The sequence below is a fragment of the Citrobacter sp. RHB36-C18 genome (assembly GCF_013814485.1).
Classification (GTDB): Bacteria; Pseudomonadota; Gammaproteobacteria; order Enterobacterales; family Enterobacteriaceae; genus Citrobacter; species Citrobacter braakii.
Genome location: NZ_CP057125.1, coordinates 4,113,889 through 4,129,772 on the forward strand (window position 1 = coordinate 4,113,889; position 15,884 = coordinate 4,129,772).

At 55.0% G+C, this 15,884-nt stretch carries 14 protein-coding genes; 5 read left to right on the top strand and 9 right to left on the bottom strand.

Annotation, left to right across the window (positions count from 1 at the left end; translation table 11 throughout):
- Window positions 1–17: 17 nt before the first annotated feature.
- Window positions 18–887, top strand: coding sequence for an MDR efflux pump AcrAB transcriptional activator RobA (gene robA / locus HVZ52_RS19550; RefSeq protein ID WP_003837295.1), 870 nt, complete (start codon window positions 18–20; stop codon window positions 885–887).
- Here the strand turns inward: robA and gpmB are convergent.
- Window positions 884–1,531, bottom strand: coding sequence for a 2,3-diphosphoglycerate-dependent phosphoglycerate mutase GpmB (gpmB, locus tag HVZ52_RS19555; protein ID WP_016151619.1), 648 nt, complete (start codon window positions 1,529–1,531; stop codon window positions 884–886). The genes robA and gpmB overlap by 4 nt on opposite strands.
- A gap of 52 nt (window positions 1,532–1,583) precedes the next feature.
- Here gpmB and yjjX point away from each other — a divergent pair, with 52 nt between their 5' ends.
- Window positions 1,584–2,099, top strand: coding sequence for an inosine/xanthosine triphosphatase (yjjX, locus tag HVZ52_RS19560; protein WP_016151618.1), 516 nt, complete (start codon window positions 1,584–1,586; stop codon window positions 2,097–2,099).
- Between the two features lie 76 nt (window positions 2,100–2,175).
- On the opposite strand, the gene trpR is transcribed toward yjjX, so the two are convergent.
- On the bottom strand, window positions 2,176–2,502 hold the full coding sequence (gene trpR / locus HVZ52_RS19565) for a trp operon repressor (RefSeq protein WP_019078321.1): 327 nt from the start codon (window positions 2,500–2,502) through the stop codon (window positions 2,176–2,178).
- 89 nt (window positions 2,503–2,591) lie between these two features.
- Window positions 2,592–4,529: a murein transglycosylase gene (gene sltY, locus HVZ52_RS19570; RefSeq protein WP_047358370.1), complete on the bottom strand. Its 1,938-nt coding sequence runs from the start codon at window positions 4,527–4,529 to the stop codon at window positions 2,592–2,594.
- Between the two features lie 408 nt (window positions 4,530–4,937).
- On the opposite strand from sltY, the gene ettA reads away from it, so the two are divergent.
- Window positions 4,938–6,605: an energy-dependent translational throttle protein EttA gene (gene ettA / locus HVZ52_RS19575; protein WP_003019019.1), complete on the top strand. Its 1,668-nt coding sequence runs from the start codon at window positions 4,938–4,940 to the stop codon at window positions 6,603–6,605.
- Window positions 6,606–6,704: 99 nt separating this feature from the next.
- On the opposite strand, the gene nadR is transcribed toward ettA, so the two are convergent.
- From nadR to serB, 3 genes are all read right to left on the bottom strand, one after another.
- Entirely contained in the window at window positions 6,705–7,934 is a 1,230-nt protein-coding gene (gene nadR / locus HVZ52_RS19580) for a multifunctional transcriptional regulator/nicotinamide-nucleotide adenylyltransferase/ribosylnicotinamide kinase NadR (protein WP_016151614.1), read from the bottom strand.
- Window positions 7,935–7,999: 65 nt separating this feature from the next.
- Entirely contained in the window at window positions 8,000–9,382 is a 1,383-nt protein-coding gene (gene radA, locus HVZ52_RS19585; protein ID WP_181598609.1) for a DNA repair protein RadA, read from the bottom strand.
- Window positions 9,383–9,465: 83 nt separating this feature from the next.
- Window positions 9,466–10,434 carry a phosphoserine phosphatase gene (gene serB / locus HVZ52_RS19590; RefSeq protein ID WP_003829946.1) on the bottom strand — a complete coding sequence of 323 codons (969 nt, stop codon included), beginning with the start codon at window positions 10,432–10,434 and terminating at the stop codon, window positions 9,466–9,468.
- 115 nt (window positions 10,435–10,549) lie between these two features.
- Between serB and HVZ52_RS19595 the strand changes: the two genes are divergently transcribed.
- Window positions 10,550–11,191, top strand: a complete 642-nt coding sequence (locus tag HVZ52_RS19595; RefSeq protein ID WP_016151612.1) for a YtjB family periplasmic protein — start codon at window positions 10,550–10,552, stop codon at window positions 11,189–11,191.
- A 20-nt stretch (window positions 11,192–11,211) separates the two neighbouring features.
- Complete coding sequence (gene lplA, locus HVZ52_RS19600) at window positions 11,212–12,228, top strand: lipoate--protein ligase LplA (protein WP_016155635.1); 1,017 nt, start codon at window positions 11,212–11,214, stop codon at window positions 12,226–12,228.
- Between the two features lie 84 nt (window positions 12,229–12,312).
- Here lplA and deoD read toward each other — a convergent pair whose 3' ends face one another.
- The 3 genes from deoD to deoA all read right to left on the bottom strand — a co-directional run bounded on the left by deoD (window position 12,313) and on the right by deoA (window position 15,827).
- On the bottom strand, window positions 12,313–13,032 hold the full coding sequence (gene deoD, locus HVZ52_RS19605; protein WP_000224864.1) for a purine-nucleoside phosphorylase: 720 nt from the start codon (window positions 13,030–13,032) through the stop codon (window positions 12,313–12,315).
- A gap of 198 nt (window positions 13,033–13,230) precedes the next feature.
- Entirely contained in the window at window positions 13,231–14,454 is a 1,224-nt protein-coding gene (gene deoB / locus HVZ52_RS19610) for a phosphopentomutase (protein ID WP_016151610.1), read from the bottom strand.
- Window positions 14,455–14,504: 50 nt separating this feature from the next.
- Entirely contained in the window at window positions 14,505–15,827 is a 1,323-nt protein-coding gene (deoA, locus tag HVZ52_RS19615; RefSeq protein WP_153646620.1) for a thymidine phosphorylase, read from the bottom strand.
- Window positions 15,828–15,884 lie beyond the last annotated feature (57 nt).

Sequence of the window (15,884 nt, forward strand, 5' to 3'; positions counted from 1 at the left end):
AAGGATGAGGATATTTTATGGATCAGGCTGGCATTATTCGCGACCTATTAATCTGGCTGGAAGGTCATCTGGATCAGCCTTTGTCGCTTGATAATGTGGCGGCAAAAGCAGGCTATTCCAAGTGGCACCTGCAGAGAATGTTTAAGGACGTGACGGGCCATGCTATTGGCGCCTATATCCGCGCCCGTCGTTTATCGAAATCCGCAGTGGCGCTGCGCCTGACTGCACGCCCAATTCTGGATATTGCGCTGCAATATCGCTTTGACTCTCAACAAACCTTTACCCGCGCGTTCAAGAAACAGTTTTCCCAGACGCCTGCGCTGTATCGCCGTTCGCCGGAATGGAGCGCGTTTGGTATTCGCCCGCCTATGCGACTGGGTGAATTTGCCATGCCTGCGCACGAGTTTGTCACGCTGGAAGATACGCAACTGCTTGGCACCACGCAAAGCTATTCCTGCTCGCTGGAGCAGATTTCAGATTTCCGTCATGAAATGCGAATTCAGTTCTGGCGCGACTTCCTTAGCCAGGCTCCTGCGATCCCACCGGTGCTGTACGGGCTGAACGAAACGCGTCCGAGCATTGAAAAAGATGACGAGCAGGAAGTGTTTTACACCACAGCACTGACGCCGGAACAGGCCAATGGTTATGTGCCGTCGGCACAGCCTATCCTGCTACAGGGCGGCGAGTATGTGATGTTTACCTATGAAGGGCTGGGGACCGGTGTACAGGAGTTTATCCTGACGGTTTACGGCACATGCATGCCAATGCTGAACCTGACGCGCCGTAAAGGGCAGGATATCGAGCGATACTACCCGGCAGAAGATGCCAAAGCGGGAGATCGCCCGATCAACCTGCGCTGCGAATTCCTGATTCCGATTCGCCGCTAGCGCTGCAGTTCGTCTAACGCAGGGGCGTCCAGATGTGAGATGTCCCCTGCCGTTTCAACTACCCATCCCGGCGCAAGCCACAAACTTTCCTGGTAATCGACGCGAGAAATAGAACAGTTGCGCAAACGCAGGCGACGTTCAGCCCATGCCGGTAATCCCAGAATCGTACTCACCAGGCAACCCAGTGCAATACCGTGACTGACCAGCAGCGGACGACTCCCCGGCGGCAACTCCAGACAGGATGCCAGCGCCGCGTGGACGCGATCGCTCAGTTCCTGCATCGATTCCCCTTCCGGAATACGCCCCTCCACCGTACCGTTCACCAACTGGCGACGCCAGCCCTCTTCTTCCGACGTCAGCGTATCGATATGGCGTTGCTCCAGCACGCCCATATTCAGCTCGCGCAAACGTGAGTCATAGGTGATATCACAGCCACAGGCCTGGGCGATGATTTCTGCGGTGCGTCGTGTACGACCTAAATCGCTACTGATGACATGCGTAATACCAAACGTGCGGGCGCGTTCGCCCACCTGCATGGCTTGCTGTTCACCTTTAGCGGTCAGTGGGCTGTCTGACTGGCCTTGAATACGTCGCTCGGCGTTCCACTGCGTTTCGCCATGGCGAACAAGGTATACCTGTAACATGCTTTTTTTCCGTTATACTGCGATGCGATGAATTTTCAAACTGAGCTTAATTATGCACAAGGTTATCTCTGCGACCACCAATCCTGCCAAAATTCAGGCAATTCTGCGGGCATTTGAAGAGATTTTCGGGGAAGGATCCTGCCATATTGAACCCGTCGCCGTCGAGAGTGGCGTGCCGGAACAACCTTTCGGAAACCAGGAAACGCGCACTGGCGCACGAAATCGCGTTGATAATGCGCGCCGTCTGCACCCGCAGGCTGATTTCTGGGTCGCTATTGAAGCGGGAATTGACGACGATGCGACCTTCAGTTGGGTAGTGATTGATAATGGCGTCCAGCGCGGCGAAGCCCGTTCAGCCACGCTGCCATTGCCAGCTGTCATTCTCGACAGAGTCCGTCAGGGCGAAGCGCTCGGTCCGGTGATGTCGGACTACACGGGTATTGATGAGATTGGCCGTAAAGAGGGCGCAATCGGCGTCTTTACCGCGGGCAAGCTGACGCGCTCAAGCGTATACCACCAGGCGGTGATTCTGGCGCTCAGCCCATTTCATAACGCAGTGTATTTATAGCGTTGTGCCGGATGGCGGCTTCGCCTTATCCGGCCACAACCGCGCCACATCCTTAGGCCTGATAAGCGAAGTGCCATCAGGCATTTTTTAGCAGCACCTGCTCCAGCCAATGACGCAGATCCACCGGTGCAGATTTGAGGCTGTTCGACCCCCGAGTAATGGTGGCGATCCCCGCCCCGAGCTCGTTTTTAAGCTCGCGCTGACTCATCTCGCCGCGCAGCAGCTCTTCAATGATACGCACGCGCGTGCCCAGCGCTTCGCGCTCATCCGGCGTTAACATCAAATTGAGCAGGGGCAGGTGTAAGTCTTGTTCATAGGCGTGTTTAAGCAGATCGACAAAACGTAACCACTCCTGGTGACGCTGTTCTGCCATCTCTGCCGAATAGGGTGATTGCTGAGTCATAAGTTATCGCCATCGTTGCGGGGGAAGCGTGCTTGCCTCCCCCTTTTGTACTCTTTAACGAGTACGATAGCATAACACAACCGACACGATCAGTAACGACGTTGCCATTCTGCGTCGCTCATCAACTCCGGTTTGTCACCGAGGAAATAGCGATAGTACGCATCGTAAGCCAGCACGTTCTTCACGTAGCCACGCGTCTCAGAGAATGGAATGCTTTCGACAAACGCGACAGCATCGATACGACCCGCGCTATTGCCAAGCCAGGTGCGAACGCGCCCCGGTCCGGCGTTATAGGCCGCCGACGCGAAAATGCGGTTATTACCGAATTGCTGATAGACATACTGTAAATAGCTGGTACCAATGTTGATGTTGGTATCAGGATCCAGTAGTTGGCTCGGGCTGCTGTAACCTGGAATCGAGAACATTTTCACCGTATGCGTCGCCGTGCCCGGCATAATCTGCATCAGCCCGCTGGCACCAACCGGCGATTTTACTTTCGGGTTCCAGGCGCTTTCCTGACGCGCTATCGCCATCGCATAGCTTGGCGGAATATCCTTACCGCTGGTGTAGCGTGTAAACAGATCCTTGTAGGCCAGTGGGAAACGCTCTTCCAGATGATCCCACAGCTTACCGGCGATCGTCGCTTGTACGCTCAGATCCCACCAGTGATTGTTGAACGCATAACGCGCCAGTTGAGCCTGCTCAGACTTCGTGCGACTGGTGACCAGATTCGCCCATTCACTGCGCGCGGTATTGTCCAGGTTCCAGTACATTAGCTCGCGCACACGTGCCATTTCCGGTCCCTGAGTCAGCGCAGAGTCAACGTTTGCCGGGGCTTTATCCACTTTCAGCTCGTACTCTTCACCCAGACGCTGTGCCGCCACCATCGGATAGAAACCGCGCTGCTGCATGAGCTGGTGCAGGATCTCTTTGGCTTCCGCCTCGCGCCCGCGCTCAAGCAGCAGATCCGCCTGCCAGTAACGCCACTCATCTTTCTCTTTTGCTTCCATTGGCAGACGCGCCAGCCAGGTATTCAGACCACGACGATCGCCGGTTCCCAGCGCCATGCGCACACGGCGCTCCACAAGCGAGGTGGAATTCGAGCGCATAATGGCGTCATCGCGCCATTTGGCCTGCTCATCGGTAACGTCATTACCCATCAGACGCCAGGCGACGATGTCGCGCAGCTCCTGGGTTTGCTCGTCATTCAGCTGTTGCGCCTGCGCCAGAGACGGGATCATCAGGCGGGCGTTTTCCGCATCCTGACGCGCCACGCTGGAAAAAGCCACCGCCGCCATCTGTCGGGTGAAATCCGTCGCGCCAGTGGTGCGTGCAAAGGTCATCACCGAATTCGGATCGTTGGCCAGCGCGATGATCGCCGAAGCGATAGTTTGGTATTGCGCGGGCATTTGCCCAGCTAACGCCGTGACCAGACCGGTATTCCCTGCTTTCATCGCCAGACGAATACGCTCCAGATACGCCAGCGGATCCTGAGTTCCTGAGGCGCGCCATACGCCGAATAATTTGTCACAGGCGTTCGGCTGGCTTTTCCCGCTCAACCACAGTTCTTTCGCGCCCTGCCAGGCCTCTTCGGTTTGCCCGGTGCTCCATTTCGCAAAGTAATAGTTGCATTGCGCTTCCGTGGTACCCGGTTTTTCTGGGCTGAACGCCAGTAGTCCACGCCAGTCCTCCCGTCGCGCCAGTTCATTCACGAAACGTGATTGCAGAGTACGCGCGGGGGGCAGCGTCGGGTTGGCGCGCACAAAATTGGTAACGGTAATGGTAGGCTGATTCATCAGATCGTCAGTAATCTGACGATATTCCAGATAAGGATACAGAGGATAATTCTTCAGGCCGGGCATCATCTGCTCTACGACATCCATCTGTCGGTTATCCCAGGCCTGTTTAATTTGCGCATAGCGACTGCGCTGCTCATCCAGGGAATCGGCTCGCGCCACTTGACTGACCGTCAGCAGACATACGCTGGCCGCCAGCAGGCGCCAGGTAAATTGATTGGCTTTGTCCACAAGCTCTTCCTCTTCTCATGTTACGTCTGTGCAGCATCATGCCGCTTAATTAGTTCATGCTAACCAGACATTGCAGAATGCGCCACGTCACGGACACTTTTTTACTTTTGTTGCGAGTGAGATCTGCTGGCTGGGATTGGGCAATGAAAAAGGCTACACTTCGCCTTTGATAACTATTTACCAATAATTAGCCCTAAATAATTCAAGTTGCAGCAAGGCGGCGAGGGAGTAAATCCCCTGAGCGTACATAGTGCGTGACTGGGGGGAACGACAAATCTGTCAGGAACAGATTTGAACGCTGCGGAGCAGCGGCCCGCAAGGGCGAGGCTCATGGATGAGCCGAGTAACTCACAGCCAACGCATCTGCGGCTTGAAGTATGACGGGATAAATAAAGAGGCGAGTCCAACGTGGCCCAATTTGTTTATACCATGCATCGTGTCGGCAAAGTCGTTCCGCCGAAACGTCATATTCTTAAAAACATCTCACTGAGCTTCTTCCCTGGCGCCAAAATCGGTGTACTTGGTCTGAACGGCGCGGGTAAATCGACCCTGCTGCGCATCATGGCCGGCATTGATACCGATATCGAAGGTGAAGCTCGCCCACAGCCTGGCATTAAAATCGGTTACCTGCCGCAGGAACCGAAACTAAACCCGGAACATACCGTTCGTGAATCCGTGGAAGAAGCGGTTGCCGAAGTGGTTAACGCGCTGAAAGGTCTGGATGAAGTGTACGCAAAGTACGCCGAGCCGGACGCCGACTTCGATAAACTCGCTGCGCAACAGGGCAAGTTTGAAGAGATCATTCAGGCGCACGACGGTCATAACCTGAACGTGCAGCTTGAGCGTGCCGCTGACGCCCTGCGTCTGCCGGACTGGGACGCTAAAATTGAGAACCTCTCCGGTGGTGAACGCCGCCGCGTCGCGCTGTGCCGCCTGCTGCTGGAAAAACCAGACATGCTGCTGCTCGACGAACCGACTAACCACCTGGACGCCGAATCCGTTGCGTGGCTGGAACGCTTCCTGCACGACTTCGAAGGCACCGTGGTGGCGATTACCCACGACCGTTACTTCCTCGACAACGTTGCGGGCTGGATTCTGGAGCTTGACCGCGGTGAAGGTATTCCATGGGAAGGCAACTACTCCTCCTGGCTGGAGCAGAAAGATCAGCGTCTGGCGCAGGAAGCGTCTCAGGAAGCGGCTCGCCGTAAATCCATTGAGAAAGAGCTGGAGTGGGTGCGTCAGGGCGCTAAAGGCCGTCAGTCTAAGGGTAAAGCCCGTCTGGCACGTTTTGAAGAGCTGAACAACACCGAATACCAGAAGCGTAACGAAACCAACGAACTGTTTATCCCACCTGGAGCACGTCTGGGTGATAAAGTCGTTGAAGTCACCAATCTGCGTAAATCCTACGGCGATCGCGTTCTGATTGACGACCTGAGCTTCTCCGTACCGAAAGGCGCCATCGTCGGCATCATCGGTCCGAACGGCGCGGGTAAATCTACCCTGTTCCGTATGATGTCCGGTCAGGAACAGCCAGACAGCGGCACCATCACACTCGGTGAAACCGTCAAGCTGGCTTCCGTTGACCAGTTCCGTGACGCCATGGACAACAGCAAAACCGTGTGGGAAGAAGTTTCCGGCGGGCTGGATATCATGAAGATCGGCAACACCGAGATGCCAAGCCGCGCCTACGTAGGCCGCTTCAACTTTAAAGGTGTTGATCAGGGTAAACGCGTAGGCGAACTCTCCGGCGGTGAGCGCGGTCGTCTGCACCTGGCGAAGCTGCTGCAGGTTGGCGGCAACATGCTGCTGCTTGATGAACCAACCAACGACCTGGATATCGAAACCCTTCGCGCGCTGGAAAACGCCCTGCTGGAGTTCCCGGGCTGCGCGATGGTCATCTCGCACGACCGTTGGTTCCTCGACCGTATCGCGACCCACATTCTGGATTACCAGGATGAAGGTAAGGTTGAGTTCTTCGAAGGTAACTTTACCGAATACGAAGAGTACAAGAAACGCACGCTGGGCGCAGATGCGCTGGAGCCGAAGCGTATTAAGTACAAGCGTATTTCGAAGTAATTACCGTTAAGCGCCGGATGGCGGCGTTACGCCTCATCCGGCCTACGAGGTTAGTGCGACTTGTAGGCCGGATAAGCGCAACGCCATCCGGCATTTACGCTATCTCTGCTCGCCCATCAACTCTTTCACCAACTCCACGCAGCGCAGAAATCGACCGTCATAGTCGGGCTCCTGAACGTGCACAAAATTGATATTGTTTTCCTGCAGCATCTCGACCAGCAGCGACTGAAACGCTTTTCTGTCAACCGAACTGCCGAGACTGCGTAAGCCATCCGCCACCCATGGAGTATTGTTCTCCAGCAGGATCACCAGGTCAAAGCGGTACTCGTCAATCAGGGCCTGCACAAACGGGTGTTCACGCCCTTCATACTTTTTGCAGAAGGCCTGAGTGGTAACGAAATCGGTGTCAATAAACGCCACTTTATTGGCATACTTGACAGCAAAATCAATGTATTGGGCTTGTCCCAGGGCGATTTTATCGTAGTCGGAATACTGCAACGCCATCTCATCACCACCCAAATGGGAGAAGACGTAATCACGCCCATATTCCCACGCACTGGTAGTGTTAAAGATATTGGCGAGCTTGTTCACCAGCGTCGATTTTCCGCTCGACTCTCCGCCGAGGATCGCCACGGTGCGCACGAAAAACGGCTTCACTTCTGTAGGAATATACTCCCAGTAGCGAAACGGGTTCTCACGGATTTGCCCGCCGCTGATGTTCATAAACGTTCGTTTGGGATCTACCAGCACGGTTTCGATCCCCAGATGTTCCAGATACTGCGGGGCATCTGACTCTTCAGAGGTGTAAATCCAGTTAGGCTGGATCCCTTTCTCCTGCATAAACGTTTTGATCCCGTTGCTCCACACATCCCAACCGTGTGGGTACGGCTCCATACCCTCTTCGTTGAAGGCATGAATACGGATATTTTTCTGATACTTAAAGGTTTGCAGCAGCCAGCGTAGACGATCGGGCACCGTGGGCTGTTGCGACATAGCGCTGTCTTCAAACAGGCTGCGATCGCGCGTGTCGTCATACCCCATGATGATATGCAGTTCATCGACCTGACTACACGCGCGCTGGATAAGATAGATATGGCCGGTATGCAGCGGATAAAACTTACCGAATACCACACCGATATTCTTCTGCTGGCGCGGAAACTCCAGCCCGAGAAACCGGTGCAACGCCTCCAGCTTTTGCGCGCTGGGACTTTTAATTTTGGCATTCAGCAGTTGACTTAAATATCCCTTGGTCATGCCACTGGCATCTGCCACCTGTTGCAGGGTACAGCCCTTTTGCTTAATGGCAGTTTTCAGATAATCAAATGACACAAGAGCCTCCTGCTGTAAAAATAAACGTAATACCCAATACCGCCGGAAAGACGGCGGGTATTTTATTATAGGTCGTCAAACACGCTTAAAGCATCCGTAAGCTTCTTAACGCCAAAGACCTGCATCCCTTCCGGCACTTTTTTCGGCACGTTGGCGGCAGGAACAATCGCCCGACGAAAGCCGTGCTTCGCCGCTTCGGAAATACGCTCCTGGCCGCTGGGTACCGGACGGATTTCGCCCGCCAGTCCCACTTCGCCAAAGACCACTAAGTCCTGCGGCAGCGGTCGGTCGCGCAGGCTGGAAACCATTGCCAGTAGCAGTGCCAGATCGGCGCTGGTTTCGGTAACCTTCACGCCGCCAACCACGTTGACGAACACGTCCTGATCCGCCATCTGCAAGCCGCCGTGACGATGCAGCACGGCCAGCAGAATCGCCAGACGGTTCTGCTCCAGACCGACCGCCACACGACGCGGATTCGCCATCATCGAATGGTCGACCAGCGCCTGAATCTCCACCAGCAACGGGCGCGTGCCTTCCCAGACCACCATCACTGAACTGCCGGAGGTGACTTCATCGCCACGGCTTAAGAAGATAGCGGAAGGGTTGCTAACTTCACGCAGCCCCTGTTCGGTCATGGCAAAGACGCCCAGTTCATTCACCGCGCCAAAGCGGTTTTTATGGCTACGCAGAGTACGGAAACGAGAATCGGCGTCGCCGTCGAGCAGCACCGAGCAGTCAATACAGTGCTCCAGCACCTTTGGACCGGCCAGCGAGCCGTCTTTGGTGACGTGGCCGACCATGACAATCGCCACGCCGCGCGTTTTGGCAAAGCGGGTCAGATAAGCCGCGGTTTCGCGCACCTGTGCCACGCTGCCCGGCGAAGACTGAATATCCGCCATGTGCATCACCTGAATGGAGTCGATAACCATCAGCCTCGGCTGTTCTTCTTCGGCAATCAGGCAAATTTGTTCGATACTGGTTTCCGACAGCATGTTCAGATTCGCCGTCGGCAGACCGAGTCGATGCGCGCGCATCGCCACCTGTTGCAAAGACTCTTCGCCGGTGACGTACAGGGTTTTCATCTGCTCAGCGAGCTTGCACAGCGTTTGCAGCAGCAGCGTTGATTTCCCTGCGCCGGGGTTACCGCCAATCAGGATGGCGCTACCGGGCACCACACCGCCGCCCAGCACGCGGTCAAACTCTTTAAATCCGGTGGAAAAACGCGGCAACTCTTCAAGGCTGATATCAGACAGCTTCTGCACTTTTGCGATGCCCGCATTCCCGGCATAGCCGCTGAGCCGCTCGTTACGCGCCACCGTTGGTGACGCAGCAAGGCGTACCTCGATAATGGTGTTCCAGGCCTGACAGGCGCTGCATTGCCCTTGCCAGCGCGGGTAATCGGCCCCGCATTCGTTACAAACAAAGGCGCGTTTTGGAGCTTTGGCCACGTTTTACCTCTTTCGTTAGCGCGTTTACCGGACAGCGTGGGCGCTTATCCGGCCTACGGTCACTTTGCCATCAGGCAATTAAATCATTTCTGGTTCATGCTGCCAGAGAGAATGCAGAACACGCCCATCAGGTCAGCGTGACGGATCGTAATCTCCGTCTTTTCATTCACTTTGGGTTTGGCATGATACGCTATACCCAGTCCAGCCGTTTTGATCATCGGCAGATCGTTGGCACCATCGCCGATCGCCACCGTCTGCGCCATCGGGATCTCATACTCCTGCGCCAGGCGGGTCAGGGTGTTGGCTTTGTACTGCGCATCGACGATATCGCCGATCACGTTGCCGGTGAATTTACCGTCCATGATCTCCAGCTCGTTTGCCACAGCCGCCGTCAGACGTAGTTTGTTACGCAGATAATCGGCAAAGAAGGTAAAACCGCCGGAGGCAATTGCCACTTTCCAGCCGAGCGTTTCCAGTTTTAACACCAGCTGAGTCAGGCCAGGCATCAGTGGTAGCGTTTCGCGCACCTGGTGCAAAATATTGGCATCAGCGCCCTTCAACGTCGCCACGCGGCTGCGCAAGCTGGCGGTAAAGTCCAGCTCGCCGCGCATCGCGCGTTCGGTGACTTCCGCAACCATTTCGCCGGTTCCCGCCAGTTTGGCAATTTCATCGATACACTCGATCTGGATAGCCGTTGAATCCATGTCCATCACCAGCAAACCCGGCGTGCGCAAATGCGGAATTTTACCCAGTGGCGCAACATCCAGTTTGGCATCATGCGCCAGTTTTGCCGCACGCGGCGTTAACGAGCCCGCCAGACGAATCACCTGATAATCCTCAACGCACCACGCCGCCACGATCACCATCGCTGCACCCAGTTTGCTCTGGTATTGCGTTAACCGTTGTTTATCCAGCCCACGACCGTACAGCAGCCAGCCACTGCGGCCCGCGTGGTAATCCAGCGGCATGACTTCATCACCGCTTAAAGAGAGAGGCAGACCTGGCCACAGAGAAACATCTTCAGGTAGATCGCACCAGGTAATGTTAGGCATTAAAGCTCCTGTAAAATCGTTCGGGTCGGAATCATCAGGGGAAAATAACGCATGAGGCTACCCTGTAACCAGCGCTTCTGGCAACATTAAGTCTCAAATTTTCAGCAGGTGGAATATGGCTCGCACAAAACTGAAATTCCGACTTCATCGTGCAGTGATTGTATTGTCCTGCCTTGCGCTGCTCGTTGCTCTGATGCAGGGCGCGTCCTGGTTTAGTCAAAGCCACCAACAGCAGCGTAATCCGCAGCTCGAAGAGCTGGCGCGCACGCTGGCTCGCCAGGTCTCCTTGAACGTCGCCCCGCTGATGCGTACCGAAACGCCGGATGAAAAGCGCATTAAAGCGGTACTCTCGCAGCTCACGGAAAGTAGCCGTATTCTGGATGCGGGGGTCTACGATGAACAGGGAGACCTGATTACACGCACCGGTGAGAGCGTCAACGTTCGAGACCGACTGGCGTTGGACGGCAAAAAAGCCGGGGGCTATTTTAACCAGCAGATTGTCGAGCCCATTCAGGGAAGAAATGGTCCGCTGGGCTATCTACGCCTGACGCTGGATACCCACACGCTCGCCACCGAAGCCAAGCAGGTGGATAACACCACCAACATCTTACGCCTAATGCTGCTTCTGTCACTGGCAATTGGCGTGGTGCTCACCCGTACCTTATTGCAAGGCAAGCGCACCCGCTGGCAGCAATCCCCTTTCCTGCTGACCGCCAACAAACCGGTACAGGAAGAAGATAACGAGAAGAAAGAGTAATAACAGAAAGGAAATCGACCATGACGACACTACGCCTGCTTATCTCAGACTCTTACGATCCGTGGTTTAACCTCGCGGTCGAAGAGTGCATTTTTCGCCAGATGCCCGCCACGCAGCGCGTCCTGTTCTTGTGGCGTAACGCCGATACGGTGGTGATTGGCCGGGCGCAAAACCCGTGGAAAGAGTGTAATACCCGCCGTATGGAAGAAGACAACGTGCGGCTCGCCCGTCGCAGCAGCGGCGGCGGCGCGGTGTTCCATGACTTAGGCAATACCTGCTTTACCTTTATGGCCGGTAAACCGGAGTACGACAAAACCATCTCTACTGCTATTGTCCTCCATGCCCTGAACGCGCTGGGCGTAGACGCCGACGCCTCCGGGCGTAACGATCTGGTCGTGAAAACGCCAGACGGCGATCGCAAAGTTTCCGGCTCTGCTTATCGGGAAACGAAAGACCGCGGATTCCACCACGGCACGCTTTTGTTGAACGCCGATCTCAGCCGCCTGGCAAACTATCTCAATCCAGATAAAAAGAAACTCGCCGCCAAAGGCATCACCTCGGTTCGCTCACGCGTAGCGAATCTAACGGAGCTGTTGCCGGGCATCACCCATCAACAGGTCTGTCAGGCTATCACGGAAGCCTTTTTTGCCCACTACGGCGAACGTGTCGAAGCGGAAATTATCTCGCCGGACAAAACCCCGGATCTGCCGAACTTTGCCGAAACCTTTGCCCGTCAGAGCAGTTGGGAGTGGAATTTTGGTCAGGCGCCCGCGTTCTCGCATCTTCTGGACGAGCGTTTCACCTGGGGCGGCGTTGAGCTGCATTTCGACGTGGAAAAAGGTCATATCACCCGTACGCAGGTCTTTACCGACAGCCTCAATCCCGCGCCGTTAGAAGCGCTGGCGGGTCGTCTGCAGGGGTGTTTGTACCGTGCGGATATGCTGCAACAGGAGTGCGAAGCGCTGCTGGTTGATTTCCCAGGGCAGGAGAAAGAGTTACGCGAGCTGTCAGCGTGGATTGCCAGTGCAGTGAGCTAAACGCTGGCCTGAAAATGCCGGATGGCGGTCCGGCATACATCGATTGTAGCCCGGTAAGCGCAGCGCTACCGGGCATCACAACACTTACTCTTTATCGCCCAGCAGAACGGATTCCAGTGCGATTTTGATCATGTCGTTGAAGGTCGTCTGACGTTCAGCGGCAGTGGTCTGCTCGTGAGTACGGATATGGTCGGACACGGTGCAGATGGTCAGCGCTTTCGCACCAAACTCAGCCGCAACGCCGTAGATACCCGCCGCTTCCATTTCCACGCCCAGCACGCCGTATTTTTCCATTACGTCGAACATTTCGCCGTCCGGAGAGTAGAACAGGTCAGCGGAGAACAGGTTGCCCACGCGCGCGTCTACGCCCAGCGCTTTTGCCGCATCAACTGCATTACGCACCATGTCGAAGTCAGCGATAGCTGCGAAGTCATGATCTTTAAAACGGATACGGTTTACTTTGGAGTCGGTGCAGGCGCCCATACCGATAACCACGTCACGCAGTTTAACGTCCATACGCACAGCGCCGCAGGAGCCTACGCGAATGATTTTCTTCACGCCAAAATCGGTGATCAGCTCTTTGGTGTAGATAGAGCAGGACGGGATACCCATCCCGTGACCCATAACGGAGATCTTACGGCCTTTGTAAGTACCGGTGAAACCTAACATGCCGCGAACGTTGTTCACTTCACGAACATCTTCGAGGAAAGTTTCAGCAATATGCTTTGCGCGCAGCGGGTCGCCCGGCATCAATACGACGTCAGCGAAATCACCCATTTCTGCATTAATATGTGGAGTTGCCATCTTCAGTTCCCTTTTGATTTATTGTTTTTGTCGGGGGGTAGCACTGCCTTACCCAACCGACAAAACGAATTCAAATACCCTAAGGATTTCGCGTTGTTGGAAGGCGACGAATTCGGTACCCCCGGGAGCATAGATTACCTATGTGACCGGGGTGAGCGAATGAAGTCAACGCATCTACAGCGCGAAAGACAACGGGTATCACAGCATGTTTTTACCGTAGTCCATCGGCGATGTACCAAAGTAGCTCGCCAGCGTCTGGCCAATATCCGCGAAAGTTTCACGGTGACCTAAAGAGCCTGGTTTCACTTTCGGGCCGTAAACCAGCACCGGAATGTGCTCACGGGTGTGGTCAGTGCCGGTCCAGCTCGGGTCACAGCCGTGGTCAGCGGTCAGGATCAGAATGTCATCTTCACCCACCAGTTCCATCAGTTCAGGTAAACGGCGGTCGAACAGTTCCAGACCTGCAGCGTAACCAGCGATATCGCGACGATGTCCCCAGGAAGAGTCGAAATCAACGAAGTTAGTGAAGACGATGGTCTTATCACCCGCTTCTTTCATCTCTTTGATGGTGGCGTCGAACAGCGCGTCCAGGCCGGTAGCTTTCACTTTTTTGGTGATGCCGCAGTTAGCGTAAATATCCGCGATTTTACCGACGGAAACCACGTGACCGTCTTTCTCGTCGACCAGTTTCTGCAGCACAGTCGGTGCTGGCGGCTCAACGGCCAGATCGTGACGGTTACCGGTACGCTGGAAATTACCCGCTTTATCACCGATAAACGGACGCGCGATAACACGACCGATGTTGTAACCACCTTCGGTCAGTTCTTCACGAGCGATTTCACACAGTTCGTAGAGTTTATCCAGGCCAAAAGTCTCTTCGTGACAGGCAATCTGGAACACGGAGTCTGCAGAAGTATAGAAAATCGGCTTGCCGGTTTTCATATGCTCTTCACCCAGTTGATCCAGGATCACGGTACCGGAAGAGTGGCAGTTGCCGAGGTAGCCCGGCAGGTTGGCACGTTTGACCAGTTTATCCAGCAGTTCCTGCGGGAAGCTGTTGTCATGATCGGAGAAATAACCCCAGTCAAACAGAACCGGAACACCCGCGATTTCCCAGTGGCCAGACGGCGTGTCTTTCCCGGAAGAGAGTTCATGCGCCCAGGCGTAGGCACCAATCACTTCCGCGTTACCGTCCATACCAGCAGCAATTTTACCGGTAGAACCTTCGTGAGCTTTCACCAGGCCCAGACGGGTCAGGTTAGGCAGATTCAGTGGACCTTTGCGACCCTTGTCAGCTTCGCCTTTCGCACAGGCTTCTGCAATGTGTCCCATAGTGTCTGAGCCTACGTCGCCAAAGCGATCCGCATCTTCAGTCGCACCAATACCAAAGGAGTCCAGCACCATAATAAATGCACGTTTCATCTTGTTCTCCAACATCTGCGCCGCAAAAAAGCGATCAGATCAGTATACAGTTATTCGGTAATACGACGATAGACTGTCGGTGTAATTTCTGGCGCTTTATCGTCAAGGCTAATTGCCGCTTTGACCGCTTTCGCCGCTTCCTGCCAGTTGGCTTCGTCTTTGGCGTGGATCACCGCCAGCGGACGCTGTCCGTCTACGCTGTCGCCCAGACGCGCCATGTCGCTAAAGCCAACGCTGTAATCAATGGTGTCCGAAGCCTGACGACGACCGCCGCCCATGGAAACAACCGCCATACCCAGCGCACGGGTATCCATAGCGCTGACAAAACCTTCGGTATCAGCATATACCGCTTTGCTGAGCATTGCCGTCGGCAGGTACTTCGCATAATTTTCGACGAAATCGGTCGGGCCTTTCTGCGCCGCAACCATGCGACCAAAAATCTCTGCCGCTTTGCCGTTATCCAGCACCGCCTGCAATTTCGCACGGGCTTCGGCATCATCTTTCGCCAGATTGCCGGAGATCAGCATTTCCACGCACAGCGCCATCGTGACGTCTAACAGACGTGGATTGCGGTATTCACCTGTCAGGAACTGCACCGCTTCGCGGACTTCTACCGCGTTACCTGCGCTGGATGCCAGTACCTGGTTCATATCGGTTAACAGCGCGGTGGTACGTACACCCGCCCCGTTCGCCACGCCGACAATCGCTTCGGCAAGCGCTTCAGAAAGCTCATAGGTCGGCATAAAGGCGCCGCTGCCTACTTTCACGTCCATCACCAGCGCATCCAGCCCTTCCGCCAGCTTTTTCGCCAGGATAGAGCCGGTAATCAGCGGGATGGAATCCACCGTCGCGGTAATATCGCGGGTGGCGTAAAAACGTTTATCCGCCGGTGCGAGCGAGCTGGTTTGCCCAATAATCGCCACACCCACGTCTTTAATAATTTCACGGAAACGCGCATCGTCCGGGAAGATGTCAAACCCTGGGATGGCTTCCAGTTTATCGAGCGTACCGCCGGTATGACCCAGACCACGTCCGGAGATCATCGGAATATAGCCGCCACATGCAGCGACCATCGGGCCTAACATCAGTGACGTTACGTCACCCACGCCGCCGGTAGAGTGTTTATCCACAATCGGGCCGTTCAGCTGCAGGCTTTTCCAGTCCAGCACGGTTCCTGAATCACGCATTGCCATGGTCAGCGAAACACGCTCAGGCATTGTCATATCGTGGAAGAAAATGGTCATCGCCAGGGCGGCGATTTGCCCTTCAGAGATGGTGTTGTCGCGAATCCCATTGATAAAGAAACGAATCTCTTCATCGCTCAGCGCATGACCATCACGTTTTTTACGAATAATTTCTTGTGCGAGAAACATGGTAACCCCCGATAAATCAGGTTAAATGCAGCGGAAAACCCACTGCAATGAATGATT